Below are 24,810 nucleotides of genomic sequence, written 5' to 3'. Positions count from 1 at the left end.
GTTCTGGCGCTGACTCCAGCTCCGGCTGAAGTGTCGGCCTGGACCAGAGATGCAGGAGACATCGATGAGGGGCATTCGCGTCGCGGTCGCGGCGCTTGTACTGGCCATGAGCGCCACGGCCGGCCGCGCGGCCGAGGTCACGGTTCTCAGCACGCCGACCATGAAAGGTGTCTTCAACGAGCTTGCGCCCGCGTTCGCACGCGCAACCGGCCATATGCTTGTCTTCACCTTCGAGGGCGTGCCTGTGCTCAAGCGGCAGATCGAGGCGGGCGAGAAGTTCGATGCCGCCGTCTTGCTGCCGGCGGCGGTCGATGATCTTGCGCGGCTCGGCAAGATAGCCGCGGGCTCTCGATCGGACATCGCCCGCACGGCCGCTGGCGTCGCGATCCGCACCGGTGCACCGACGCCCAAGGTCGCCTCCAGCGAGGACCTGAAGCAAACGCTGCTGGCGGCGAGATCAATCTCCTATTCAAGCGAGAGCGTGAGCGGAAGCTATTTCCTTCATCTGCTCGATCGCCTCGGGATCGCCGGCGACGTGAAGCCGAAGCTCCTGGCTGTGGCAGGACGGAGCCCGGTGGAGGCCGTCGCGCGCGGCGAGGCGGAGCTGACGGTGATCACCGTGCCGAACATCATTGGCGTCGAGGGCGTGGCTCTCGCGGGCGTTCTTCCGGACGAGTTGCAGAACTACACCACCTTCAGCGTCGGCCTCAGCGCCAATGCCGGCGAGCCGAAGGCGGTCGAGCAATTGATCGCATTCCTGCACTCGCCGGCGGCTGCCGCTGCGATACGGAGCAAGGGACTGGAGCCGATTGCTCCCTGAAGCCCTGTCCTGGCTAACGGTCGCAATCGTCAGGGGCGATCATGAGGGCCCGCTTTGGCCGAGCCGCGCCGCCGCGCGGCCCATCAATTCGCCGCGGCGCGCGTGCGCCGGTCCCATCCGCTCCTTCATCAACGCCAGGATCTCGGCCGGCGCAGTGTCGGGCGAACCGGCATTGAACGGCGGGGCCGGGTTGTATTCGAGCCTGAGCTGGATTGCTTCCGCGGTCTTGCGGTCGACCAGCTCGGACACCAGCGTCAGCGCGAAGTCGATGCCGGCGGTAACGCCGCCGCCGGTGAAGCGGTTGCGGTCGACGCAGACGCGGGTTTTGGTCGGGATGGCGCCGAAGCCCGCAAGGAAATCGATCGCGCTCCAATGCGTGGTGGCGCGATAGCCCTTGAGCAAGCCCGCTGCGCCGAGCACCAGCGAGCCCGTGCAGACCGACGTGACGTATTTCGCGCCCGCGGCCTGCTTGCGCAGGAAGCCGAGCATCTCCTCGTCGCCGACCATGTCGTCGGTGCCGAAGCCGCCGGGCACGCAGATCACGTCGAGTTGCGGGCAGTCGGCAAAGGTCGTGGTCGGCGTCAGCACCATGACGGAGTCAGTCGGAACCGGTTCGATCCGTTTCCAGATCAGATGCACCTTCGCGCCGGGGACCGAGGAGAACACCTGCAGCGGACCGGTCAGGTCGAGCTGGGTCACCTTCGGGAAGACGAGCAATCCAATCTGCAGGGGTTCGGACATCGGAGGTCTCCAAATAGCGCTTGACGGAACCAGGATGCCATGATGGCCTCCTGTCAAGAATGGCGTATTTCCCTCGTTTTCGGACGAGGCGCCACTGTAAAGGATTTGGCGATGATCGGCATCCTGATCTTTCCCGACTTCCAGCTGCTGGACGCGGCCGGCCCGATCGCGGCGTTCGAGATCGCGGCGCGCTTCGCCAACAACCCGCCCGCTATCAAGACGATTGCGGTGAAGGCCGGGCCGGTGCGCTCGTCGTCCGGCGTCGAGATGCTGGCGCGCGGCCTCAAGCCGTCGGCGGCGATCACGACGCTGATCATCGCAGGCGGCAACGGCGTGCGGACACCGGCGAGCTGTCCCACCACACTGTCATTCGTGCGGCGGATGGCGGGTCGCGGCGTCCGCGTCGCCAGCGTCTGCTCCGGCGCCTATGTGCTGGCCGAGGCGGGCCTGCTCGACGGCCGCCGCGCCACCACCCATTGGCAGCGCACGCCGCATTTCGTGAAGAGCTATCCGAAGATCAAGCTCGAGCCGGACCAGATCTTCGTCCGCGACGGCAACATCTGGAGCTCGGCCGGCATCACCGCCGGCATCGATCTCGCGCTCGCCATGATCACCGAGGACTATGGCGACGAGGTCGCGCAGAACACCGCGCGGCAGCTCGTGCTGTATCACCGGCGCAGCGGCGGGCAGTCGCAGTTCTCCTCGCTCCTGGAATTGAAGACGCCGAACGGAAGGTTCGGGCCGCTGCTCGCCTGGGCGCGGGAAAATCTCGATGCGCCGCTGACGGTCGAGGACCTCGCCGACAAGGCCGGGATGAGCTCGCGGCATTTCACCCGCGCCTTCATCGCCGAGACCGGCACCACGCCGTCGAAAGCAGTCGAGCGGCTGAGGATCGAGGTGGCGCGGCAGCGCGTGCAGTCGTCGGGCGAGGCGATCGAGCGCGTCGCCGAGATCACCGGTTTCCGCGATCCCGAGCGGATGCGCCGCGCCTTCATCCGCGCCTTCGGCCAGCCGCCGCAATCGCTGCGCCGGGCCGCGCGGGTGGGGTAAGTCGTAGGCTCCGGAAGCTCCGGCGACTTGTTGGATAGAAGATCATTCCAACGGAGAGGCGAAAACCGCCGCTGGTGACGGCACCTTGAGTGGGACAAGATCGTTGTCCGATTTCACGCGATGCATGCCGTCTTGCGCTGATGAACCTCGCGAAGGTTCCCGTGACCCACGTTAAGTGGGCATTGGGGACCCGAGGAGGTTCTGAATGACAAAGCATCGAACGATTACCGGGTTCGTGGCTGTCGCCCTGCTGGCCGTCACTGCAACCGCCGCTACGATGAGGTCGCACGCGTCGCGGACCGACGGCATTATCGCTTCCGACACGGACACGCTGCCGGCCAAGGATTTCAGCGACCGCTGGTCCCCGATATCCGCACTATCTTCGGCGGCGGACACAGCCGAGCGTGCACCTGACGCGCGCTAAGCCGGTCATGGACGGAGGCCCGTCCGTTCGAGTACGCGACGCGCGCACATATTATTCGCGTCACAACACAAAGCCCCGCCGAGGCGGGGCAAGGTGTTGAATGACCGGTGTTGATTGACTTGGTGTTGAATGACTTGGTCTTGAGCAACTTGAACAACTTGGTCTTGAACAACTTGGTCTTCAATAGAACTAACGGTTCTGCCGCGCCGGACTAGCGCAGTCATTCACCAAATACAGGATCAGCCCACGATCGTAGAGATCCACGGATCTGATCGTGAAATGTGCTTCAACCGAAATAAATTACTGGCTCAATGTATCGGTCGCGATCTTCTTCTTGAGTGCTTCGCAGGTGTCCCTGACCTCCATGGTCATCAACGAGACGGCTTCGATCTGCAGGAAGAAGCGCTTGCCCTGATCGCGGTAGCCCGCAGCGAATTCCTTGATTTCCGCGATCATGTCATGAACGCCTGCGACCATTGCCTCGCAATTCTTGGCGGCCAATTGCAGTTCCGCTCCAAGGGCCTCGATTTCTTTCACCGCCGCTTCATATTCGCGCACGACCGCCTCGGCGGACAGCTTGCCGACTTCGTTGACGCCGTTGCGGTGCTCGACATAGTCCGGCATCGGTGAGAGAGGTCGGACATTGCTGCGTGGCCGATGCGAGGTCACCGTGTGGATTTCGTCCTCCATCTGCTCCGACGGGGCGCGGGCGAGGACTTCTGCACTAACACTCATGCGAAATCTCCATAAGCTGTTACGGCGAATGGAGTTTAGCAATGTCAACGGATTTGTCTCGCTTTTCCACAGTTTTGAAGTAATGCGCATTGTGCGCTGCAGCATGGCAAATTCTGCATTTGCGTCAATGCGGCGCGTCGGGATGCCAGCCGAGCAGGGCGAGCATCGCGAAGAACCCGACCACATAGGCCACCATGATCGGCCAGCCCTGGGTGATCCAGCGGACCACCGACTTGGCTTCCGGATACATGTTGGACACCGCGACGCCCGCGGACGAACCGAACCAGACCATCGATCCGCCAAATCCGACCGCGTAGGCGAGAAAGCCCCAATCGTAGCCGCCCTGCTTCAGCGCCAGCGCGGTCAGCGGGATGTTGTCGAACACCGCCGAGACGAAGCCGAGCCCGAGCGCGGTCTGCCATGAGGCGGCCGGCAGCTTCTCCACCGGCATCATCGAGGCCGCCGTCACCAGCGCGAGCAGGAACACGGTGCCCTTGAGCGTCTCGGGCATGACAGACCAGTCCGGCCGGCGCAGCAGCGAAGTGACGAGGATCGCGGCCCAGACCGCGAGCCCGAGCACCGGCAGCGCGTCGAGCAGCGCGGGGAATTTCAGATTGGCCGTGACGTTGGCGGTCAGCGCGGCGAGCAGGATCACCGCGACGATCGCAACCCGTGCCCAGTCGATGCTGAGGCCGGATGGCGCCTTCTTCACAATCGGCGAGAAGCGATGCTGCTGCAGCGAGGCCGGCACCGCGAACACCAGCATCGCGGCGATGGCGGCGACATAGGCGTCGACGACGGTGAGCGGACTGACGCCGTCGATCCACATCATCGTCGTCGTGGTGTCGCCGACGACGCTGCCGGCGCCGCCGGCGTTCGATGCAGCGACGATGGCCGCGAGATAGCCGATATGGACGCGGCCGCGGAACACGTAACGCGCGACGGTGCCGCCGATCAGCGCGGCTGCGATGTTGTCGAGGAAGGCCGACAGCACGAACACGATCACCAGCAGGATCAGTCCGCCCTTCCAGTCATCGGGCAACAGCGCCGGCATCTCGTCCGGAATGCGGCTTTCCTCGAAGTGCCGCGACAGCAGCGCAAATCCCATCAAGAGCAGGAACAGGTTCGCGAGCGTGACCCACTCATGCTCCATGTGGTGCACGAGACCGGGCAGGCCCGCGCCGAATTTCGCAAAGCCGGCGAAGATCAGCTTGTAGGCGACGATCGCGGCAAGACCCGTCAACGCCACGGCGAGCGTATGGTGATGGAAGATCGCGACGCCGAGCAGCGTCAGCGCGAACAGGATGAAGTCGAACGGGATGCCGTAGACGAGGATGGGCGTGAGCAAGATGATCCTCGCTGGCTGGAGTGCTCGGCGGCGTGAAGCGCGTCCGGCCGCACTATCGCGCGGCACGGAGAACTGCAAGGCGCGCTAACGCCGCAAGCTGCGCACGCGAGTTTCGATCGGGGACCGCCGCCGCGCACGTCCCTGATCGGATCGCTCAGCCCAGCGACTTCAGCCAAGTCCCTTCAACCACGTGCTGATCTCGGTCACCGCGACATTGGCCTGATTGAGCAGCTTGCCCATGGTGAAGAAGCCGTGGAACTGGCCGGGGAAATGCCGGTAGGTCACGGGCACGCCGGCGTCCTTCAGGAAGTTCGCGTACTCGTCGCCTTCGTCGCGCAAGGGGTCGGCGCCGGCGGTCAGCACATAGGCCGGCGGCAGTCCGGCGAAGCTCTTCGCGCGCGCGGGCGAGGCGCGCCAGTCGGTGCTGTCGGCGCCGCCGAGATAATGGTTGGCGAACCAGCCGATCACCGAATGCGTCAACAGGATGCTGGTTTCGGGCTCGCGGTGCGAGGCATGCTTCCGCGAGAAATCGGTGCCGGGATAGATCAAGAGCTGGGCGGCGAGCTTCGGTCCGCCGTCGCGCGCGGTCAGCGCAACCACGGCCGCCAGATTGCCGCCGGCGCTATCGCCGCCGACGATCAGGCGCGCAGCGTCGATTCCGAGATCTCCGGCGTTGGCGGCAACCCATCTGGTCGCGGTGACGGCGTCGTCCACTGCGGCGGGGAAGCGATGCTCGGGCGCGAGCCGATAATCGACCGAGATCACGATCAGCTCGCCCTCATGGGCAAGCTTCTGGCACACCACCTCGTGGGTATCGAGATCGCCGATCACCCAGCCGCCGCCGTGGAAGAACACTAGGCACGGCGCGAGTCCGTTCGTCTTGCGCAGCGTCTTCGGCGTATAGATGTGGGCCGGGATGTTGCCGTGCGGCGCCGGGATCGCCAGCGCCTTGCTCGATTCAAGCGCGGGCGGCTCGGGATTGGAGACGATGCGGGCGGCGCGATAATATTCGCGCGCTTCCGGCGCGGTCAGCGTCTCATAAGCGGGACGGCCGGCCTCCTGGAAGGCCTTGTAGACGGCGGCGGCATCGGGATCGAGAACGACGGGCATGGGCAATAGACCTTCTTGATGGTGTCATTCCGGGGCGATGCGAAAGCATCGAACCCGGAATCTCGAGATTCCGGGTTCGGTCCTGCGGACCGCCCCGGAATGACGGTCGGCTCACGCGGCGGTGCGGCCGCCGTCGACGGTGTAGGCGGAGCCGGAAACGTAGCTCGCCTCGTCGGAGGCGAGGAACGCGACGATCGAGGCGACCTCGCTTGCGAGCCCGAGCCTGCGCGCCGGGATGCGGTCGACGATCTTCTCGACCGGCGGCGGCGCGTTGCCGCCTGAGCGGCCCTGCAGGATCGTGCTCAGCATCCGGCTCTCGATCATGCCGGGGCAGACGCAATTGACGCGCACGCCGGTGCCGGTGCATTCCCAGGCCGCGCTCTTGGTCAATCCGATCACCGCATGCTTGCTGGCGCTATAGACCGCGATCATCGGCGATCCCATCAGGCCCGCGATCGAGGCGGTGTTGATGATGCTGCCTTTGTTCTGCTTCAGCATGACCGGCAGCACATGCTTCATGCCGAGGAAGACGCCGACGACATTGACGTCGAGCACGCGGCGAAAGCTCTCCAGCGAATACTCAGGGATCGGCCTGATGTCGCCCTCGATGCCGGCATTGTTGTAGAAGGCATCGATGGTGCCGAAGCGCTCCACGGCGGCGCGGACGTAGTCCTTGACCTCGTCCTCATCGGTGACGTCGGCGGTGATCGACAGGGCCTCGGCCGAGGCGGGGAGGTCCTTGATGACGGCGGCAAGATCGGCCCCTTTGCGGTCGACTGCGACAATCCGCGCACCGCGTTCGGCGAGCAGATGGAGCGTGGCGGTTCCGATGACGCCGGCAGCCCCGGTGACGACGGCGACCCGGCCGTCGAGCCTGATGCGATCGGGCATGTTGGGTTTCCTCTGGCTGGTCCGGTTCGATCCGGATTTTCCTGGTTTTCGCGCGTTGCCGCGCGCCTTGAGCGTGAGGACTATCACACGTGTTCCCAAGGGAGACCAGTGGGTGGCCAGTGGGCCGGGGAGAGGTGACCGGGTGCCCTTTCCCCGCCGTATTCGGCGTGTTAACCGGTGGCCTGCGAGCGGCCGATATCAAGGTAGACTGTCGCGCGCCCGATTCGCCCTTTAAAGCCGCGCGAGATGCTTCGAACCGTTGCCCTGACTGGCTTTGCGGCCTTGGTTGCCGCCTTCACCATCTCGCTTGCGCCGCCCGCGCGCGCGCAGATCGGAACGATTTTCTCCGATCCCGCGCCGCGCCCGCCCGGCTCGATCCCGCGTGGCCAGGTGGCCCCTCCCAGCGACGACGACGAGGAAGTGCCGGAATTGCCGCGCGGCCGCCTGCTGCCGACGCAGCCGCGGGCGTTGCCGCCGGGGCAGGCGGTGCCGCCGCCCGGCAGCGTGCAGTCGCAGCCTTTGGCCCCGCCGCCCGGCGCGACCGTCGCTCCGCCCGGCGTTGCCGTGCAGCCGCCGCAGCCCGGCGGGCCCGCCGTCGCCAACACGCCGCCCGGCGCCAATCCGCTGCCGCCGGGGCAGCGTCCCAAGGGCGCGCCTCAGGGTGCACCCCAGGGTGCCCCGCAGCAGACGCCTGCGACGTTGCAGCCGGGTGACGAGGTCGTGCAGGAGCCGCCCTCGACCAAGATCACCAACAAGAAGGCGAGCTTTTCCGGCCTCGACAAGATCACCGGCCGCATCATCAATTTCGACGAGGATATCGGCGAGACCGTGCAGTTCGGCGCGCTGCGGGTGAAGACCGATGCCTGCTACACTAGGCCGTCGACGGAAGCCGCCAACACCGACGCCTTTGTCGAGGTCGATGAGATCACGCTGCAGGGCGAGGTGAAGCGGATCTTCTCCGGCTGGATGTTCGCGGCGAGCCCGGGCCTGCACGGCGTCGAGCATCCGATCTACGACATCTGGCTGACCGACTGCAAAGGGCCGGACCAGACCATCGTGACCGCCGCGCCCGATCCGCCGAAGGCGCCGACGCCGCCGCCGGCGCAGAAGCGCGCGCCGCCGAAGCAAGCCGCGCCGCGTCCGCCGCCGCAGCCGCTGCCGCAATACCAGCAGCAGCCGCCACCTCCGCCGCCCCAGCAACAGCAGCGGCCGGGCGGATTGTTCGGTGGTCTGTTCGGAAACTGATTGGCACGTGTAGCCCGGATGGAGCGCAGCGAAATCCGGGTCTTTTCTCCGTGGACAGTGCGGCCCCGGATTTCGCTTCGCTGCATCCGGGCTACCGCATCAGGTCAACTCAATTGCGTTCGGCGACGATAGCCAGCGCCTGTTCACCCTTGACCGGTTGCGTCGTGTCGAGCTTGCGGAAATCCGCCGGCGCGCCCGCGATCGCCTTGTCGAGCAGCGCGCGATAGCGGCGGCGCGAAATCTCGACCGCGCCGAACGTCTTCAGATGCTCGGTCACATATTGCGTGTCGAGCAATTCGAACCCGCCGGCGATCAACCGTGCCACCAGATGCACCAGCGCGACCTTCGATGCATCGCGCACGGTGTGAAACATGCTCTCGCCGAAGAAGGCGCGGCCGAGGCTGACGCCGTAGAGCCCGCCGACCAGATTGTCGTCCTGCCAGACCTCGACGCTGTGGCAATGGCCCGACGTGTACAGCCCGACATAGAGATCGCGGATGCGCTTGTTGATCCAGGTGTCGTCGCGGCCGGGCTGCGGCGCCGCGCAACCGGCGATGACAGCCTTGAACGCGGTATCGACGGTGATGGTGAACGCATCCGAGCGCACCGTGCGGGCGAGGCGGGAGGCGATGCGGAAGCCGTCGAACGGAATCACGCCGCGCAATTCCGGCTCGACCCAGAACAGGGTCGGATCGTCGGCGCTCTCCGCCATCGGGAAGATGCCGCAAGCATAGGCGCGCAGCAGCACCTCGGGCGTGATCTCGGAGGAAGCGGAGTCGCGTGACGTCATGCCACGGAGGATAGCAAAGCGCGGGCGAACTTGCGATGGGGCCTGCCATGGAGGTCGCGACGTGTTGACGAAACCCGCCGGTTCCTCCAAAAGCCGCGCCATTCGGCCGCAGTTTCCCGAGCGGACTGTGCGGCCGTGCTACATTGCCACAAAAAGACGGCGCCACCGCCTGGGACATAGCGGGGACTAGGCGGCTTGCGCGCGCGACAATCAACACAGGTGAGGGGGACGCTGCATGAAGTCGTCATGGCGGACGTTTGCGCCGTTGCTGGTCTGGCTCGTGATCTATCTGGTGCCGGTGCCGTCAGGGCTGAACGCCAATCAGTGGCACTATTTTGCGGTGTTCGCCGCCGTGATCACCGGGCTGATCCTCGAATCGATGCCGGTCGGCGCGGTTGGCCTGATCGGCCTGACGGTCGCCGGCATCAGTGGCTATGTCGAACCCGACCCGAACAAGTCGCTGCGCTGGATGCTCGGCGGCTTTTCCGAGAGCACGGTGTGGCTGATCGTCGGCGCCTTCGTGTTCTCGATCGGCTACCGCAAGAGCGGGCTCGGCCGCCGTCTGGCGCTGCTGCTGGTGCGCGGGCTCGGCCGCCGCACCATCGGGCTCGGCTATGCTGTGGCGTTCTCCGACCTCGTGCTGGCGCCGGCGACGCCGTCCAACACCGCGCGCTCGGGTGGCACCATCTATCCGATCGTCAGCAACATCCCGCGCATCTATGGCTCGGAGCCCGGTCCGACCGCGGGCAAGATCGGTACCTTCGTGATGTGGACGGCGTTTGCGACCACGGCCGTCACCTCTTCGCTGTTCCTGACCGCGCTGGCGCCGAACGCCGCCGCGCTCTCGATCGCCAAGAAGCTCGTCAATATCGAGGTCGGCTGGTCGCAATGGTTCATCGGCTTCGCGCCGCTCGGTATCCTTTTGCTGCTGCTGGTGCCGCTGCTGAGCTACGTGATCTGCCGGCCAGAGATCAAGGAAAGCCCGGAGATCGTGACCTGGAGCGAGGGCGAGCTCGCCAAGATGGGGCCGCCGTCGCGACACGAATGGATCATGGCGGTGCTGGTGCTGCTCGCGATGTTCCTGTGGATCTGCGGCTCCAACCCCAATATCAGCGTGCCGCTGCTCGGCTCGAACTTCATCAACGCGACCACGGTGGTGTTCGTCGTGATCTCGCTGATGCTTCTCACCGGCGTGATCGCGTTCGAGGACATCGTCGCGGAGAAGAGCGCCTGGGAGGTATTCTTCTATTTCACCTCGCTGCTGACGCTGTCGTCGGGGCTCAACGAGATCGGCTTCATCAAATGGGTGGCCGAGGGCTATGCCAAGCCGCTCGCCGGCACCTCGCCGCTGGTCGGGATGATCCTGCTCGTCACCTTCTTTTTCTGGATCCACTATTTCTTCTCGAGCATCACCTCGCATACCGCAGCCGTGTTGCCGGTGGTGCTCGCGGTCGGCTCCAGCATTCCCGGCCTGTCGGTGCAGACCCTGATGCTGCTGTGTGTCTATTCGCTCGGGCTGATGGGCGTGATCTCGCCCTATGCCACGGGACCGGCGCCGATGTATTACGGCAGCGGCTATATCGGCAAAGGCGACTTCTGGAAATTCGGGCTGATCTTCGGCGTGATCTACTTTGCCGGATTGTTGCTGATCGTGTTGCCCTGGTTACAATCGATCGGGTAAAATAGCCACAATCCAGCGTGAAACAGCGCGCGAGCGGGAAGGAGGGGCCATCCTTTCCGATTCTTAACGCGCTTTGTCAGAGGGAAGCGTTCAAAATGCTTCCTCGAATGTGGCGCGCGCAGATTTCAGGGGACACATAGAGCCGCGCGAGCTCGTTCGTGTTTCTTCGTGGGCAAGTTAATGGACCAGCATATCAAAGACCCGTCGATCGTCGCACCTGGACCAGTCAGGCGAGCGTCGCGTTGGCCGGGGTTTCTGACGGGATGTGTGGTGCTGGCGGTCCTAGCCGGCATTGTCTGGTGGACGCGGCAGCAGGCCGCGCCGCCGCAGGCCGGTGGCGGGCGTAACGCCGGGCCGATGTCGATCGTGCCGGAGACAATCGGTAAGGGCGATATCGGCGTCAGCCTCAACGCCCTCGGCACCGTGACGTCGCTCGCGACCGTGACGATCAGGAGCCAGATCAGCGGCTACCTGATGAAGATCGATTTCAAGGAGGGCGACGAGGTCAAGAAGGGTGACCTGATCGCCGAGATCGATTCGCGTCCCTATGAGGCGACGCTGGCGCAGGCCAAGGGACAGCTCGCCCGCGACGAGGCGCAGCTCAAGGGCGCCCAGGTCGATCTCACCCGCTACCAGAACCTCGCCGCACAGAATGCCGTGCCGCATCAGCAGCTCGACACCCAGGTCGCGTTGGTCGCGCAGTATCAGGGCACGGTCGAAGCCGACCGCGCCTCGGTGATGTCGGCCGAAGTGAATTTGGCGTATTGCCACATCGTGTCGCCGATCAACGGGCGGGTCGGGCTGCGCCAGGTCGACCTCGGCAACTATGTGACGCCGGGCGACACCAGCGGCCTCGTCGTGATCACGCAGCTAGAGCCGATCAGCGTGCTGTTCACGCTGCCGGAGGACAATCTGCAGGCGGTCGCCAAGCGGTTGAAGGAGGGCGCGGTGCTGCCGACCGCGGCCTACGACCGCAGCGGCGCCAACAAGCTCGCCGAGGGATCGCTGCAGACCTTCGACAGCCAGATCGATGCGACCACCGGCACGATCAAGCTGCGCGCCCAGTTCGAGAACGACAAGCGCACGCTGTATCCGAACCAGTTCGTCAACATCCGCCTGCTGCTCGACACCCACAAGGACGCCACGACGATGTCGACCGCCGGCATCCAGCGCGGCGTTCCCGGCACCTTCGTCTATCTCGTCAATGCCGACAGCACGGTCTCGGTGCGGCCGGTCAAGCTCGGGGTCACCGACGGCGACCGCGTCGAGGTGCTGTCGGGGCTCACGTCCGGCGATCGCATCGTGATCGACGGCGCCGACAAGCTGCGCGAGGGCGCCAAGATCGTCGTGCGCTCCGCCACTGATGCCGCAAACCCGGCCGCTGCGGCCAAGGGCGCGGCAAACGGGGCTGCGAAGGGTGACAACAAGGGAGATAGCAAGGGTGGCGCCGATCCCGACAAGGCGGGAGGCGGCCAGCACAAGCGGTCCGAGGACGGGCAGACCAAATGAACCCGTCGCGGCCATTCATCCTGCGGCCGGTGGCGACGACCCTGATGATGATCGCCATCATGCTGTCGGGCATGCTGGCGTTCAGATTCCTGCCCGTCGCGGCGTTGCCGGAGGTCGACTATCCGACCATCCAGGTGCAGACCTTCTATCCGGGCGCCAGCCCCGACGTGATGACCTCGTCGGTGACCGCGCCGCTCGAGGTGCAGTTCGGCCAGATGCCGAACCTGAACCAGATGAGCTCGGTGAGCTCGGCCGGCTCGTCGGTCATCACGCTGCAGTTCGGCCTGTCGATCTCGCTCGACGTCGCCGAGCAGGAAGTGCAGGCCGCGATCAATGCCGCGGGCAATCTGTTGCCGTCGGACCTGCCGGCGCCGCCGATCTACGCCAAGGTCAATCCGGCCGACGCGCCGATCCTGACCCTCGGCCTGACCTCGAAGACGATGCCGCTGACCCAGGTGCAGGACTTCGTCGACACGCGGCTGGCGCAGAAGATCTCGCAGCTGCCCGGCGTCGGCCTCGTCAGCATCAGCGGCGGCCAGCGGCCCGCGGTGCGCATCCAGGCCGACATTCGCAAGCTCGCGGCCTATGGCCTCAACATCGACGATCTCCGCACCACGCTCGGCAACGCCAACGTCAATACGCCGAAGGGCAATTTCGACGGCGCGATGCGCGCCTACACCATCAACGCCAACGACCAGATCCGCAATGCCAGCGACTACCGCTCGCTGATCATCGCCTACAAGAACGGCTCGCCGGTCCGGCTCAGCGACGTCGGCAACGTCGTCGACGGCGCGCAGAACGACAAGCTCGGCGCCTGGATGAACGAGACGCCGGCGATCATCCTCAACATCCAGCGCCAGCCCGGCGCCAACGTGATCTCGGTGGTTCAAGGCATCAAGGACCTGCTGCCGCAGCTGCAGGCCACGCTGCCGGCGGCGATCGACCTCAACATCCTGACCGACCGTACCGTGACGATCCGGGCCTCGGTCCGCGACGTCGAGTACGAGCTGTCGCTTGCGGTGGTCCTGGTCGTGCTCGTGATCTTCGTGTTCCTGCGCTCGACCCGCGCGACGCTGATCCCGAGCCTCTCGGTGCCGCTGTCGCTGGTCGGCACGCTCGGGGCGATGTATCTGTTCGGCTTCAGCCTGAACAATCTGTCGCTGATGGCGCTGACGATCGCGACCGGCTTCGTGGTCGACGACGCCATCGTCGTGATCGAGAACATCTCGCGCTATATCGAGGAGGGCGAGTCGCCGCTGGAGGCGGCGCTGCGCGGCTCCGAGCAGATCGGCTTCACCATCATCTCGCTGACGGTGTCGCTGATCGCGGTGCTGATCCCGCTGCTGTTCATGGGCGACGTCGTCGGCCGCCTGTTCCGCGAATTCGCCATCACGCTGTCGGTCACGATCCTGATCTCCGCCGTGGTGTCGCTGACGCTGGTGCCGATGGCCTGCGCCAAGCTGCTGAAGCCGGAGAGCATGGCGCGCGAGAACACCTTCCAGCGGCTCAGCCGGGAAGGCTTCGACTATGTCATCGCGATCTATGCCCGGATGCTCAACTGGGTGCTCGATCGCCAGACGTTCGTGCTGCTGATCGCGCTCGCCACATTCGGGCTCACCGCGCTGCTTTATGTCGTCATCCCCAAGGGCTTCTTTCCGGTGCAGGACACCGGCGTGATCCAGGCGATCTCGGAGGCGCCGCAATCGGTGTCCTATGCGGCGATGGCCGAGCGGCAGCAGCGGCTTGCCAGCGCGATCCTGAAAGACCCAGACGTCGAGAGCCTGTCGTCCTTCATCGGCGTCGACGGCACCAACACCACGCTCAACAGCGGCCGCATCCTGATCAATTTGAAGCCGCACGAGCAGCGCAAGGCGGGCGTCCTGACGATCATGGACCGGATCAAGGCCAGCACGGCTGATCTGACCGGCATCACGCTCTACATGCAGCCGGTCCAGGACCTCACCATCGAAGGCACGGTGAGCCGGACGCAGTACCAGTTCATCCTGCAGGACGCCGATCCGAACGAGCTTGCGGAATGGACGCCGAAGCTGGTCGACAAGCTGAGGCAATTGCCTCAACTGAGCGACGTCACCAGCGATATCTCCGCGCAGGGGCTGTCGGTGTTCGTGGACATCGACCGCGACCAGGCGGCGCGGTTCGGCATCACGCCGGCGACGATCGACAACGCGCTGTACGATTCCTACGGCCAGCGCATCGTCTCCACCGTGTTCACCAATTCGAACCAGTACCGGGTCATCCTCGAGGCCGATCCGTCGCTGCAGAATTCGCTGGACGCGCTGTCGTCGATCTATCTGCCGTCATCGGTCGGCTCGACGCCGGTGCCGCTGTCGGTCATGGCCAAGATGCGGGTGGAGACCGCGCCGCTGCAGGTCTCGCATCTCGGCCAGTTCCCGTCGGCGACCGTCTCGTTCAACCTCGCGCCCGGCGCCTCGCTCGGCAGCGCGGTGACGGCGATCAAGCAGGCGCAGGCCGACATCAACCAGCCGCTCGGCATGATCACGAGCTTCCAGGGCGCTGCGCTGGCGTTCCAGTCCTCGCTCTCCAACCAGCTGTTCCTGATCTTGGCTGCGATCATCACGGTCTACATCGTGCTCGGCGTGCTCTATGAGAGCTTCATCCACCCGCTGACCATCCTCTCGACGCTGCCCTCGGCCGGCATCGGCGCGTTGCTGGCGCTGATGATGGCAGGACAAGACCTCACCATCATCGCGATCATCGGCATCATCCTGTTGATCGGCATCGTGAAGAAGAACGCGATCATGATGATCGACTTCGCGCTCGATGCCGAGCGCAACGAGGGCAAGCCGCCGCGAGAGGCGATCTATCAGGCCTGCCTGCTGCGGTTCCGGCCGATCATCATGACGACGATGGCGGCCGTGCTCGGCGCGTTGCCGCTGATGCTCGGCAGCGGCGCGGGCTCCGAGCTGCGGCATCCGCTCGGCGTCTCGATCGTCGGAGGCCTGCTCGTCAGCCAGCTGCTGACGCTGTTCACGACGCCGGTGATCTATCTCTGGTTCGATCGCCTCGCGCTGCGGTTTGCCGGGCGGGCGGACGAGGTCGGCGAGGCGAGCGGGTCGCGTTGAGCCATGGATCCGTCAACGCCCTTCATCCGCCGGCCGGTCGCAACCACGCTGTTGACCTTCGGACTTGCGGCGGCGGGCATTGTCGCGTTCTTCAAGCTGCCGGTGTCGCCGCTGCCGCAGGTGGATTTTCCGACCATCTCGGTGCAGGCGACATTGCCCGGCGCCAGCCCGCAGGACGTCGCGACCACGGTCGCCAGCCCGCTTGAGCGGCATCTCGGCCAGATCGCCGATGTCACTGAGATGACGTCGTCGAGCTCGGTCGGCTCGACGCGGATCACGCTGCAGTTCGGCTTGAGCCGCGACATCAACGGCGCGGCGCGGGACGTGCAGGCGGCGATCAACGCGGCGCGGGCGGACCTTCCGACCAGCCTGCGCAGCAACCCGACCTACCGCAAGGTCAATCCAGCGGATGCGCCGATCCTGATCCTGACGCTGACGTCGGATACGCTGACCCGCGGCGACCTCTACGATGCCGCCTCCACGGTGCTGGCGCAGAAGCTGTCGCAGGTCGAGGGCATCGGCGAGGTGGTGGTGGGCGGGAGCTCGCTGCCGGCCGTGCGCGTCGATCTGGTCCCGCAGACGCTCTACAAATACGGCATCGGCCTGGAAGACGTCCGGGCGGCGCTGTCGAGCGCCAACGCCCACAGTCCGAAGGGCGGCATCGACGTCGGCGACCAGCGCTTCCAGGTCTATGCCAACGATCAGGCCAACAAGGCCGACGACTACAAGTCGCTGATCGTGGCCTACCGCAACGGCGCGCCGGTTCACCTTTCCGATGTCGGCGAGGTGACCGACGGCGTCGAGAACCTGCGCAACGCCGGGCTCGCCAACGGCAAGCCCGCGGTGCTGATCATCCTCTACCGGCAGCCGAACGCCAACATCATCTCGACCGTCGACCTGGTGAAGGGACTGATGCCGCAATTGCAGGCGTCGGTGTCGCCGGCGATCGATATCGGCCTTGCGGTCGACCGCTCGACCACCATCCGCACCTCGCTGCACGACGTGGAACGAACGCTGGTTCTGGCGGTGCTGCTGGTCATCATCGTGGTGTTCGCGTTCCTGCGCAATCTGCGCGCCACCTTCATTCCGGTGGTGGCGGTCTCGGTGTCGCTCGTTGCGACCTTCGGGGCGATGTACCTGATCGGCTACAGCCTCGACAATCTGTCGCTGATGGCGCTGACGGTCGCGACCGGCTTCGTGGTCGACGACGCCATCGTGGTGCTGGAGAACGTCACCCGCTACATCGAGGAGGGCCTGAGTCCGCTCGAGGCGGCGCTGAAGGGCGCCAACGAGGTCGGCTTCACCGTGCTGTCGATGAGCATCTCGCTGATCGCAGTGTTCATCCCGATCCTGCTGATGGCAGGGATCGTCGGCCGGCTGTTCCGCGAATTCGCGATGACGATCTCGATCTCGATCCTGATCTCGCTCGCGGTATCATTGGCGACCACGCCGATGATGTGCGCCGTGCTGCTCAGGCCGGACACCGGCGGCCACGGCCGGCTCTATTGGGCCAGCGAGCGCTTCTTCGAGGCGATGCTGAATTTCTATCGCAGGACGCTGACCGCGGCGCTTCAGCATCCGCTGTCGGTGATGCTGATCCTGGCGGCGGTGTTCGGCCTCAACTTCTATCTCTACGACGTGATCCCGAAGGGATTCTTCCCGCAACAGGACACCGGGCGGCTGGTCGGCTCGATCCAGGCCGACCAGAGCGTGTCGTTCCAGCTGATGCAGCAGAAGCTCGCGCAGTTCGTCGGGATCATCAAGCTCGACCCGGCGGTGGAGACCGTGGTCGGCTTCACCGGCGGCGGCCAGACCAATTCCGGCTTCGTGTTCGTCTCGCTGCGTCCGCTCGACCAGCGCAAGATCGGCGCCGACGGCGTGATCGCGCGGCTGCGCCGCGAGCTGGCGGTGGTGCCCGGCGCGAGCCTGTTCCTGCAGGCGGTGCAGGACATCAGGGTCGGGGGCAGGGCCTCGAACGCGCAGTATCAGTACACGCTGCAGGGATCGACGCTGGAGGAGCTCAATGACTGGACGCCGAAGATCGCGGCGGCCCTGCAGCGCGACCCGAACCTTGCCGACGTCAACAGCGACCAGCAGAACAAGGGCCTGGAATCCGACCTCGTGATCGATCGCGACGCCGCGGCGCGGCTCGGCATCACGGTCAGCCAGATCGACAACACCCTCTACGACGCCTTCGGCCAGCGCCAGGTGTCGACGATCTATGTCGCGCGCAACCAGTACCATGTCGTCATGGAGGTCGCGCCGCGCTACTGGCAGAACCCGCAGACGCTGAAGGACGTCTACATCAGCACCTCGGGTGGATCGGTCGGCGGCTCGCAATCGACCAACGCGGTGGCGGGCACCGTGGTGGCGGCGGGAACCTCGAGTGCGGCGAGTTCAGCCAATGCCCAGGCCGCGCGCAACCAGGCCACCAATTCGATCGGCGCGACCGGGAAGGGCGTGGCCTCGACCGGATCGGCCGTCTCCACCAACAGCGAGACCATGATCCCGCTGTCGGCGGTGGCGGCGTTCAGACAGGGCGCGACACCGCTTGCGGTCAACCACCAGGGCCTCCTGGTCGCCAACACCATCTCGTTCAATCTGCCGCCGAACGTGTCGCTGAGCACCGCGGTCGCCAGCATCGAGGCGACCATGAACCGGATCGGTGTCCCCGCCACGATCCGCGGCACCTTCCAGGGCTCCGCCAAGGCGTTCCAGGATTCGCTCAGCAACCAGCCGTTCCTGGTCCTGGCGGCGATCGTCGCGATCTACATCGTGCTTGGCGTGCTTTATGAGAGCTACGTCCATCCGCTGACCATCTTGTCCACACTGCCCTCGGCAGGTGTGGGCGCCTTGCTGGCGCTGATGGCATTCAAGACCGAGTTCAGTATCATGGCGCTGATCGGCGTCATCCTGCTGATCGGTATCGTGAAGAAGAACGCCATCATGATGATCGACTTTGCGCTGGAGGCGGAACGCAAGCGCGGGCTGGAGCCGCTCGAGGCGATCAGGGAGGCCTGCCTGCTGCGCTTCCGTCCCATCATGATGACGACGATGGCCGCGCTGCTCGGCGCGGTGCCGCTCGCGATCGGCATGGGTGACGGCGGCGAGCTGCGGCAGCCGCTCGGCATCGCCATCGTCGGCGGCCTGATCCTGAGTCAGGTTCTGACGCTCTACACGACGCCGGTCATCTACCTCTATCTCGACCGGTTCCGCCTGTGGGCCCAGCGTGTCCGCCACGGCGGCGCGATGCGGATGCCGGGCTCCTCACTTCAACCGGGCGAGTAAATGCCGACAGGTGCAGCGTTGCATAGTCTTCAAATCATGCGGAGGCCGGCTCGGCTGCTGCGCGCGGTCGCGTTCGGCGGCGTCAGCCTTGGTCTCGGCCTTGGCTTGTCCGGCTGCATCCCCGGGGTGGAGAAGCCCGAACTCAGTCTCGAGGTGCCGGCGAGCTATCGCGCCGCCGCCAAGGGCGATGCCGACGCGGCCGTCCCGGCGCTGGCCTGGTGGCGCGGCTTCCGCTCGCCCGAACTGACCGGGCTGATGGAATCCGCGCAGCTCTACAATCTCGACATCGCGGTGGCGATCGCCCAGATCGTGCAGGCCGACGCTCAGGCCGGCGTGTCCGGCGCCGCGCTGCTGCCCTCGATTTCCGGTTCGGCCAACGCCGAGCGTCAAAAGGTGGCGACGGGATCGAATTCGCTGCTCGGCGGCAGCAGCGGGACGTTCTCGCAATATAGCCTCGGATTGAGCGCGAGCTATATCGTGGATTTCTGGGGCAAGAACCGCGCGACGCTGTCGGCGTCGGAGGAAAGCGCGACGGTCGCCCGCTACAATCGCGAGGTGGTCGCGCTGAGCACGATGGCGACCGTTGCCAACACCTATTTCCAGCTGCTGGCGGCACAGGACCAGATCAAGGTCACCAAGCGCAATCTGGCGGCGGCCGAGCGCATCCTCGCGCTGATCAAGTCGCAATTCGCCGGCGGCACCGCCTCGCAGCTCGATTTGTCGCAGCAAGAGGCGCTGGTCGCGACGCAGCGCGCGGCAATCCCGCCGCTCGAGGTGACGGTCGGGCAGAACATGGCCGCGCTCGCCCTGCTGGTGGCGCGCGCGCCGGCCGATTTCACGGTGCGCGGCGGCTCCACGACGCAGATCGCGGTGCCGCGCGTGACGCCCGGGATGCCGTCGGAATTGCTCTACCAGCGGCCTGACATTCGCCAGGCCGAGGCGCAGCTCGCCTCGTCCAATTTCAGCGTCGATGCGGCGCGCGCGGCGTTCTTCCCGCAGATCCAGCTGACCGGCACCACCGGCTTCCAGAGCGCAGCGCTCGCCTCGCTGTTCGCGCCGGGCGCCTGGTATTACACGCTGGCCGCCGGGCTGACCCAGCCGCTGTTCGACGGCTTCTTGCTGGAGAGCCAGCTCAAGCTTGCCAAGGGCCAGCAATTGCAAAACCTGCAGGCCTATCGCAAGGCGGTGCTGTCGGCTTTCGCCGACGTCGAGAAGGCGCTGATCGCGTTGCAGAAGTATACGTTGCAGGAGCGCCTGCAATCCGACGTCGTCGCCGCCTCGCGCAAGGCGTTCGAGGTCGCCGAGACGCAGCTGCGCGGCGGCACCGTCAACCTCATCACGGTGCTGCAGGCGCAGCAGACGCTGTTCACGGCCGAAAACAATCTGGTCACGGTGCGGCTCAACAGGCTGCTGGCGGCGAGCAGCCTGTTCCAGGCGCTCGGCGGCGGCTGGACGCCGGCCGGCACGCTTGCGGCGGCAGTGCCATGAGGTCGATCATGCAGCGGTTCGTGACGTCATTCGTTATTGCTCTCATCGTCGCGCTGGGCGCGCCGACCGGCATGGCCCGCGCGCAGCAGCGGCCGCCCAACAGCGTTCCGCTGGCGTTCGGCATGAGCGCCGACCAGGCCAGCCAGTCGCTCGGCGTTGCCCTGAACTATGTGCGCGGCACGCCGGGCAACGAATTGTTCGTCGCGCTGCCCAATGTCAGGGGCAGCGTGTTGTCACGGCGCAGCGACGGGCTCTATCTGCAATTCGGTAAAGGACGCCTGATCGCATGGAAGGGCGACTGGGGGACCACTCCGCCATGAGGATCTCGGCCATGACCACCATCAGGGCATTGATCGCCTGCGCCGCCATCGCGCTCAGCACGGCTGTTGTATCGGCCCAGGACTTCGCGCCGCAGCGGCCGCTGCGCTACGGCAGCACCGGCGGCGCGTATTTCGACGGCAGGAATGACGACCGCGATTTCCGCAGCAATGGGTCGTTTCCGGGCAGCTTCGCCGCCGATCCCTTCAGCGCGGGCTTCGGCGCGGCTGGTCTGTTCGGCTCGACGCCATATCACTCGGCGCGACTGTATCCGTCGCAGGTGATCTTCGGTGCACCGTGCCGGGATTGCCGCCCGCATCATCAGCGGCGGCAGCGCGATCGGCCTGATTGAGATGCTCGGGAAAGGCCAGCGCCGCTAGCCCTTGCGCAAGAGGTCTTCGATGATGCGCGGCTTCATCCAGCCGGCCTTGTCGATAATCTCCTGGCGCAGGGTGTCCCTTTCGGTCTCATAGTCCTCGCGCGAGATGCCTCGGCCGCCGCTGCCGGTCATTCCGAAGGTCTCAAGCAGGGCGTCGTGCCGCGCCTTCCAGCCGATCACATGCTCGGTCATGGTTTGCGTCACCGCCGGGAGAAAGCCCGGATGGCCTGCGAGGCCGCATGCCTCCGTGGTCTGCGGATCCGATGCCAGCATGATCACGTTCCATTCGTCGTAGCCGATCAGATCCATCTGCGCGTAGAGAAACGCGCCGTGCGGCCCGTCCCAGATCTTGTGATCGATGACCAGGAACGGCACCGCATGGCAGTGGCCGTGCCGCGCCGTCATGTCGCGATTGAAGGCCTCTGTGCGCTGCTGCAGCCGCCGATTGGCCGCAGCGAATACGGCTAGGCGATTGTCCGCCGTCGGCGCGTTGCCGCGTTCGTCGTCCGGCGCGAAACCCGCATCGCGCAGCATCGATCCGATCCGCGGATCATCCCACTGCTTCTTGTGAAAACTGGGCGCCGCGCCGTCGGCATCCGGCGCCGGACGCAAGGCCTCCTTGAGCCCGCCCGAGGTTTCCTGCTTCTTTCCGAACTCCACCCTGCGCCCGAACATCGCGTGCCGTTCCTGCCAAGTTGGGGGAAAAGCATGGCAAACAATGCCCAGATTTGTCTTAACCGGTCCGGGCAGCCTGCAGCGATCGAACAACAGGGTGACGCGGCCGTTAAGGCGAATGCGAAAAATCGATCTAGCTGGCGGCGGCGCTGGTCGACTTCGCCGGCGCCGGGCTGACGCGGGCGAACCGTACCACGAAGCGGGTGCCGCTGTGGTCCGGGTCGCGCTCGACGCCGGCGTCGAGTTTGGCGGCCATCGCCGCGACGATGCGCTGGCCCATGCCGGTGCCGCGCGGATCGGCCTTGTCGTCGAAACCGACGCCTTCATCGCTGATCGCAAGCTGCAAATCGTCGCCTTGCGGCTTCAGCTCGACATGGATCGGGCCGGCGCCGTCGGGATAGGCGTATTTCACGGCGTTCATCACCAGCTCGTTGACGATGATGCCGATCGCGACCGCGCGGTCGGGATCGATCTCGACCGGGGCGGCCTTCAGCGTCAGCCGCGACATCTTGTTGCCCTCGGCCGAGCGCCTGAGATCCTCAAGCAGCGCTTCGAGATACTGGTTGAGCATCACGGTCTTGAAGTCGTGCGAGGTGTAGAGGCGGCGGTGCACCTGCGCGACGGCGGCGACGCGGCCCATCGCATTGGTGAGCGCCGCCTTGACGTCCTGCTGGCTTGCGGAATTGGCCTGCAGATGCAGCAGCGAGGCGATGATCTGCAGCGAATTGCCGACTCTGTGGTTGACCTCGCGCAGCAGAACCTCGCGCTCGGCGGCGAGCGCGGCATAGCGGTCGCGCGAGGCGTGCACCTCGGCCTCGGCCTCGTCGCGCGCTTTCTGGATCGCCGCGCGCCGCACCGCGCCGTTCACTGCGACCTGGAGCAGGGGGATGAACTCGCCCCTGACGTCCTTGACCAGATAGTCCGCCGCGCCGGCCTTCAGCGCGGTGACGGCAATCGCCGAATCCTGCGAGGCGGTGACGAACACCACCGGCGGGGCGTCCGGTATCTTGAGGATCTGCTCCAGCGTATCCAGCCCGTCGAGGCCGGGCATGTACTGGTCGAGCGCGACGACGTCGATGCCGCCCTGGGCGAGCCGGTCGAGACCTTCCTGGCCGCTTGCGGCGTGCACGACCTTGTAGCCCGCGCGCGTCAGCCCGCGTTCGACCAGGCGCGCCAGCGCCGCGTCGTCGTCGATATAGAGCAGTGTCGGCGTTGCGCTGGTCATACGGAAGCGGGCGGCACCTGAATCACGGAGAAGAACAGGCCAAGCTGGCGAATGGCGTTGGCAAAGCTTTCGTAGTTCACCGGCTTGGTGATGTAGACGTTGCAACCGAGTTCGTAGCAACGCTTGATCTCCTGGGAGTCGTCGGTCGTGGTCAGCACGACCACCGGCGTCGACTTGATATACTTGTTCTCCTTGACCCGCTTCAGAATGTCGATGCCGGTCATGTCAGGCAGATTGAGATCAAGCAGGATGAGCAGGGCCTGGCCCTTGCGCTCAACCGCGCTGCCATCCTTGCCGAACAGGTAGTTCACGGCCTCTGTACCGTTGGTGAACGGGATGATCTCATTGTTGACACCTGAGCGCCGGATATTCCGCTCAATCAGGCGGGCGTGGCCCTCGTCGTCCTCGATCATGATGATGGTGACTGGATCGCTCATGATGCCTTATCCCGGTTCTTGCCTAAGTTCTTGCCTGACCATTTGATGGGCAGCGTGATCGTGAACGTGCTGCCGTGGTGAAGTTCCGATGTTACCGACATGGTGCCGCCCAGTCTGCGCACAAGTGCGCGGACATGGGCAAGCCCGATGCCCTGACCGGGCTTGTCCTGGGTTCCGGCGCGGCGGAACAAATCGAAGATGCGCTGATGGTCGTTCGGATCGATGCCGCGGCCGTTGTCCGTGACCTCGAAGATCGCAAAGCCGAGCTTGGTGCGGCCCTCGATCGCGATCTCGCCGGGGACGCCGTCCTTGAGGTACTTGAGTGCGTTGTCGATCAGGTTGGAGAAGATCTGTTCCAGCGCGAGGCGGTCGCTGACGATATTCGGCAACGCGCCGACCGCGACGGTCGCATTGGCCTCGGCGGCCTGGTGCGCGACCGTCTTGACGATGCCGTCGATCAGCTCGCGCAGATCGATCCGCTCCGGCTTGAACTCGCGGCGGCCCTCGCGGGTGAGATTGAGGATCGCACTGATCAGGCGGTCCATCTTGGCGATCGACGATTTGATGAAGCCGAGCGATTCGTTGAAGTCGTCGGACAGCTGCTTGTCGGAACCCTCGAGCTCGGGCTCGGCGACGTCCGTCGCATCTTCCGGCATCGCCGGCGCCAGCGACGCGGTGCGATTGAGCGTGGCGATGCGCTTGAATATGTCGCCGCGCAATTCCTCCAGCTCGCTGGTGAAGCCCATGATGTTGACCAGCGGCGAGCGCAAATCGTGGCTGACGATATAAGCGAAGCGCTGGATTTCCTCGTTGGCCTCGCGCAGGTCGGAGGTCCGCTCGTCGACGATGGTTTCGAGATTGACTTTGCTGTCGCGCAGCCTGGCCTCGGCCTCGTCGCGCGCCCGCGACGATTGCCGCAGCAGCACGACCGAGAGGGCGGCGAGCGCCAGCACCATGCAGGAGCCGGCGATGGTGACCGAGGAGGCCAGCACTTGGGTCCTGTCCGCGGTCGCGGTGCGCGCCGCCAGCAGGCGATCCTCCTCGGTGCGCATGTCGCGGCCGATCCGGGCGATCGCCTCCAGCGCATCGGTCGATGTGGGCTTGCGCAGGACGTCGACGCTGGTCGCAGTGTCGTTGTTCCCAACGCGCTCAATGCTGAGGGCGAACTCGGCCAGCCGCTGCTCGACCGCGGCCTTGAGCCTCGCGGCATTGGCGACCTGCGTCGGATTATCGACGGTCATCATCTGGAGATGGCCGAGCGCGGCCGGGAGTCCCGCCGCAGCCGACTGGTACTCGGACAGGTATTGTGGTGCAGACGTCAGCAGATACGCCCTGGTGGCGCTTTCGGCGCGCCTGATGTCGACCAGCAGGCTGGCAACCTGGCTCTCGACCTCGACCGTGTGGATGACCAGGGCGTTGTCCTCGCGCGCCTTGTTGACCAGCAGGACGGACGCCACGCTGACCGCGACCAGCACGAAAAATCCCGCCGAGAGCAGCAGGATCTGTAACGTGGATCGGCGTCGTGAAACTGGCGTCACGACGGTCTCTTTGC

At 65.5% G+C, this 24,810-nt stretch carries 21 protein-coding genes; 11 read left to right on the top strand and 10 right to left on the bottom strand.

Features of this window, described 5'->3' with window-relative positions; genetic code table 11:
* The first annotated feature begins 64 nt into the window (after positions 1-64).
* Positions 65-820, top strand: coding sequence for a substrate-binding domain-containing protein (locus QDT69_RS07940; protein WP_279706041.1), 756 nt, complete (start codon positions 65-67; stop codon positions 818-820).
* Between the two features lie 39 nt (positions 821-859).
* Here QDT69_RS07940 and QDT69_RS07935 read toward each other — a convergent pair whose 3' ends face one another.
* The gene (locus tag QDT69_RS07935) at positions 860-1,561 is read right to left on the bottom strand and encodes a DJ-1/PfpI family protein (protein ID WP_279706040.1); all 702 of its coding nucleotides are present in this window, start codon (positions 1,559-1,561) and stop codon (positions 860-862) included.
* 111 nt (positions 1,562-1,672) lie between these two features.
* Between QDT69_RS07935 and QDT69_RS07930 the strand changes: the two genes are divergently transcribed.
* The gene (locus tag QDT69_RS07930) at positions 1,673-2,611 is read left to right on the top strand and encodes a GlxA family transcriptional regulator (RefSeq protein ID WP_279706039.1); all 939 of its coding nucleotides are present in this window, start codon (positions 1,673-1,675) and stop codon (positions 2,609-2,611) included.
* 205 nt (positions 2,612-2,816) lie between these two features.
* Entirely contained in the window at positions 2,817-3,035 is a 219-nt protein-coding gene (locus tag QDT69_RS07925; RefSeq protein ID WP_279706038.1) for a hypothetical protein, read from the top strand.
* A 300-nt stretch (positions 3,036-3,335) separates the two neighbouring features.
* Here QDT69_RS07925 and QDT69_RS07920 read toward each other — a convergent pair whose 3' ends face one another.
* The 4 genes from QDT69_RS07920 to QDT69_RS07905 all read right to left on the bottom strand — a co-directional run bounded on the left by QDT69_RS07920 (position 3,336) and on the right by QDT69_RS07905 (position 7,119).
* Positions 3,336-3,875, bottom strand: a complete 540-nt coding sequence (locus QDT69_RS07920; protein ID WP_279706037.1) for a hypothetical protein — start codon at positions 3,873-3,875, stop codon at positions 3,336-3,338.
* A gap of 19 nt (positions 3,876-3,894) precedes the next feature.
* Entirely contained in the window at positions 3,895-5,118 is a 1,224-nt protein-coding gene (locus tag QDT69_RS07915; protein WP_279706036.1) for an SLC13 family permease, read from the bottom strand.
* Between the two features lie 168 nt (positions 5,119-5,286).
* Positions 5,287-6,228, bottom strand: a complete 942-nt coding sequence (locus QDT69_RS07910; RefSeq protein ID WP_279706035.1) for an alpha/beta hydrolase — start codon at positions 6,226-6,228, stop codon at positions 5,287-5,289.
* Positions 6,229-6,339: 111 nt separating this feature from the next.
* The gene (locus tag QDT69_RS07905) at positions 6,340-7,119 is read right to left on the bottom strand and encodes an SDR family oxidoreductase (protein ID WP_279706034.1); all 780 of its coding nucleotides are present in this window, start codon (positions 7,117-7,119) and stop codon (positions 6,340-6,342) included.
* A 246-nt stretch (positions 7,120-7,365) separates the two neighbouring features.
* Here QDT69_RS07905 and QDT69_RS07900 point away from each other — a divergent pair, with 246 nt between their 5' ends.
* On the top strand, positions 7,366-8,364 hold the full coding sequence (locus QDT69_RS07900) for a DUF2155 domain-containing protein (protein ID WP_279706033.1): 999 nt from the start codon (positions 7,366-7,368) through the stop codon (positions 8,362-8,364).
* A gap of 109 nt (positions 8,365-8,473) precedes the next feature.
* Here QDT69_RS07900 and aat read toward each other — a convergent pair whose 3' ends face one another.
* Positions 8,474-9,154, bottom strand: a complete 681-nt coding sequence (aat, locus tag QDT69_RS07895; RefSeq protein ID WP_279706032.1) for a leucyl/phenylalanyl-tRNA--protein transferase — start codon at positions 9,152-9,154, stop codon at positions 8,474-8,476.
* A 235-nt stretch (positions 9,155-9,389) separates the two neighbouring features.
* Here aat and QDT69_RS07890 point away from each other — a divergent pair, with 235 nt between their 5' ends.
* The 7 genes from QDT69_RS07890 (at position 9,390) to QDT69_RS07860 (ending at position 20,894) form a co-directional block, all read left to right on the top strand.
* Positions 9,390-10,835 carry a DASS family sodium-coupled anion symporter gene (locus QDT69_RS07890; protein ID WP_279706031.1) on the top strand — a complete coding sequence of 482 codons (1,446 nt, stop codon included), beginning with the start codon at positions 9,390-9,392 and terminating at the stop codon, positions 10,833-10,835.
* A 270-nt stretch (positions 10,836-11,105) separates the two neighbouring features.
* The gene (locus QDT69_RS07885) at positions 11,106-12,344 is read left to right on the top strand and encodes an MdtA/MuxA family multidrug efflux RND transporter periplasmic adaptor subunit (protein WP_279706030.1); all 1,239 of its coding nucleotides are present in this window, start codon (positions 11,106-11,108) and stop codon (positions 12,342-12,344) included.
* Complete coding sequence (locus QDT69_RS07880; protein ID WP_279706029.1) at positions 12,341-15,448, top strand: MdtB/MuxB family multidrug efflux RND transporter permease subunit; 3,108 nt, start codon at positions 12,341-12,343, stop codon at positions 15,446-15,448. Before QDT69_RS07885 ends, QDT69_RS07880 begins: the two co-directional genes overlap by 4 nt.
* A gap of 3 nt (positions 15,449-15,451) precedes the next feature.
* Positions 15,452-18,736, top strand: coding sequence for an efflux RND transporter permease subunit (locus QDT69_RS07875; protein WP_279706028.1), 3,285 nt, complete (start codon positions 15,452-15,454; stop codon positions 18,734-18,736).
* A gap of 36 nt (positions 18,737-18,772) precedes the next feature.
* Entirely contained in the window at positions 18,773-20,224 is a 1,452-nt protein-coding gene (locus QDT69_RS07870) for an efflux transporter outer membrane subunit (RefSeq protein ID WP_279706027.1), read from the top strand.
* Between the two features lie 8 nt (positions 20,225-20,232).
* Positions 20,233-20,544 carry a hypothetical protein gene (locus QDT69_RS07865; protein WP_279706026.1) on the top strand — a complete coding sequence of 104 codons (312 nt, stop codon included), beginning with the start codon at positions 20,233-20,235 and terminating at the stop codon, positions 20,542-20,544.
* A gap of 11 nt (positions 20,545-20,555) precedes the next feature.
* On the top strand, positions 20,556-20,894 hold the full coding sequence (locus tag QDT69_RS07860; protein ID WP_279706025.1) for a BA14K family protein: 339 nt from the start codon (positions 20,556-20,558) through the stop codon (positions 20,892-20,894).
* 24 nt (positions 20,895-20,918) lie between these two features.
* Here the strand turns inward: QDT69_RS07860 and QDT69_RS07855 are convergent, their stop codons facing one another.
* The 4 genes from QDT69_RS07855 to QDT69_RS07840 form a co-directional block, all read right to left on the bottom strand.
* On the bottom strand, positions 20,919-21,596 hold the full coding sequence (locus QDT69_RS07855; protein ID WP_279706024.1) for a hypothetical protein: 678 nt from the start codon (positions 21,594-21,596) through the stop codon (positions 20,919-20,921).
* 133 nt (positions 21,597-21,729) lie between these two features.
* Positions 21,730-22,821 (bottom strand): response regulator, encoded by a 1,092-nt coding sequence (locus tag QDT69_RS07850; RefSeq protein WP_279706023.1) that lies wholly within the window; start codon positions 22,819-22,821, stop codon positions 21,730-21,732.
* Positions 22,818-23,258, bottom strand: coding sequence for a response regulator (locus QDT69_RS07845; protein ID WP_050420220.1), 441 nt, complete (start codon positions 23,256-23,258; stop codon positions 22,818-22,820). The genes QDT69_RS07850 and QDT69_RS07845 overlap by 4 nt, the downstream gene beginning before the upstream one ends.
* Entirely contained in the window at positions 23,255-24,796 is a 1,542-nt protein-coding gene (locus tag QDT69_RS07840) for a CHASE3 domain-containing protein (protein WP_279706022.1), read from the bottom strand. The genes QDT69_RS07845 and QDT69_RS07840 overlap by 4 nt, the downstream gene beginning before the upstream one ends.
* Between the last annotated feature and the right edge of the window lie 14 nt (positions 24,797-24,810).

It is taken from the genome of Bradyrhizobium sp. CER78 (assembly GCF_029846235.1).
Classification (GTDB): Bacteria; Pseudomonadota; Alphaproteobacteria; order Rhizobiales; family Xanthobacteraceae; genus Bradyrhizobium.
This window is presented reverse-complemented; position numbering and strand designations above follow the sequence as displayed.

What these genes read in the sequence shown, in the direction of transcription:
- QDT69_RS07925 (WP_279706038.1), top strand. Translation starts at nt 2,817, where the DNA reads ATGACAAAGCATCGAACGATTACCGGGTTCGTGGCTGTCGCCCTGCTG.
- QDT69_RS07940 (WP_279706041.1), top strand. Translation starts at nt 65, where the DNA reads ATGAGGGGCATTCGCGTCGCGGTCGCGGCGCTTGTACTGGCCATGAGC.
- QDT69_RS07870 (WP_279706027.1), top strand. Translation starts at nt 18,773, where the DNA reads ATGCGGAGGCCGGCTCGGCTGCTGCGCGCGGTCGCGTTCGGCGGCGTC.
- QDT69_RS07920 (WP_279706037.1), bottom strand. Translation starts at nt 3,875, where the DNA reads ATGCTGCAGCGCACAATGCGCATTACTTCAAAACTGTGGAAAAGCGAG.
- QDT69_RS07865 (WP_279706026.1), top strand. Translation starts at nt 20,233, where the DNA reads ATGCAGCGGTTCGTGACGTCATTCGTTATTGCTCTCATCGTCGCGCTG.
- QDT69_RS07855 (WP_279706024.1), bottom strand. Translation starts at nt 21,596, where the DNA reads ATGTTCGGGCGCAGGGTGGAGTTCGGAAAGAAGCAGGAAACCTCGGGC.
- QDT69_RS07875 (WP_279706028.1), top strand. Translation starts at nt 15,452, where the DNA reads ATGGATCCGTCAACGCCCTTCATCCGCCGGCCGGTCGCAACCACGCTG.
- aat (WP_279706032.1), bottom strand. Translation starts at nt 9,154, where the DNA reads ATGACGTCACGCGACTCCGCTTCCTCCGAGATCACGCCCGAGGTGCTG.
- QDT69_RS07890 (WP_279706031.1), top strand. Translation starts at nt 9,390, where the DNA reads ATGAAGTCGTCATGGCGGACGTTTGCGCCGTTGCTGGTCTGGCTCGTG.
- QDT69_RS07845 (WP_050420220.1), bottom strand. Translation starts at nt 23,258, where the DNA reads ATGAGCGATCCAGTCACCATCATCATGATCGAGGACGACGAGGGCCAC.
- QDT69_RS07905 (WP_279706034.1), bottom strand. Translation starts at nt 7,119, where the DNA reads ATGCCCGATCGCATCAGGCTCGACGGCCGGGTCGCCGTCGTCACCGGG.
- QDT69_RS07860 (WP_279706025.1), top strand. Translation starts at nt 20,556, where the DNA reads ATGACCACCATCAGGGCATTGATCGCCTGCGCCGCCATCGCGCTCAGC.
- QDT69_RS07935 (WP_279706040.1), bottom strand. Translation starts at nt 1,561, where the DNA reads ATGTCCGAACCCCTGCAGATTGGATTGCTCGTCTTCCCGAAGGTGACC.
- QDT69_RS07900 (WP_279706033.1), top strand. Translation starts at nt 7,366, where the DNA reads ATGCTTCGAACCGTTGCCCTGACTGGCTTTGCGGCCTTGGTTGCCGCC.
- QDT69_RS07930 (WP_279706039.1), top strand. Translation starts at nt 1,673, where the DNA reads ATGATCGGCATCCTGATCTTTCCCGACTTCCAGCTGCTGGACGCGGCC.
- QDT69_RS07850 (WP_279706023.1), bottom strand. Translation starts at nt 22,821, where the DNA reads ATGACCAGCGCAACGCCGACACTGCTCTATATCGACGACGACGCGGCG.
- QDT69_RS07910 (WP_279706035.1), bottom strand. Translation starts at nt 6,228, where the DNA reads ATGCCCGTCGTTCTCGATCCCGATGCCGCCGCCGTCTACAAGGCCTTC.
- QDT69_RS07880 (WP_279706029.1), top strand. Translation starts at nt 12,341, where the DNA reads ATGAACCCGTCGCGGCCATTCATCCTGCGGCCGGTGGCGACGACCCTG.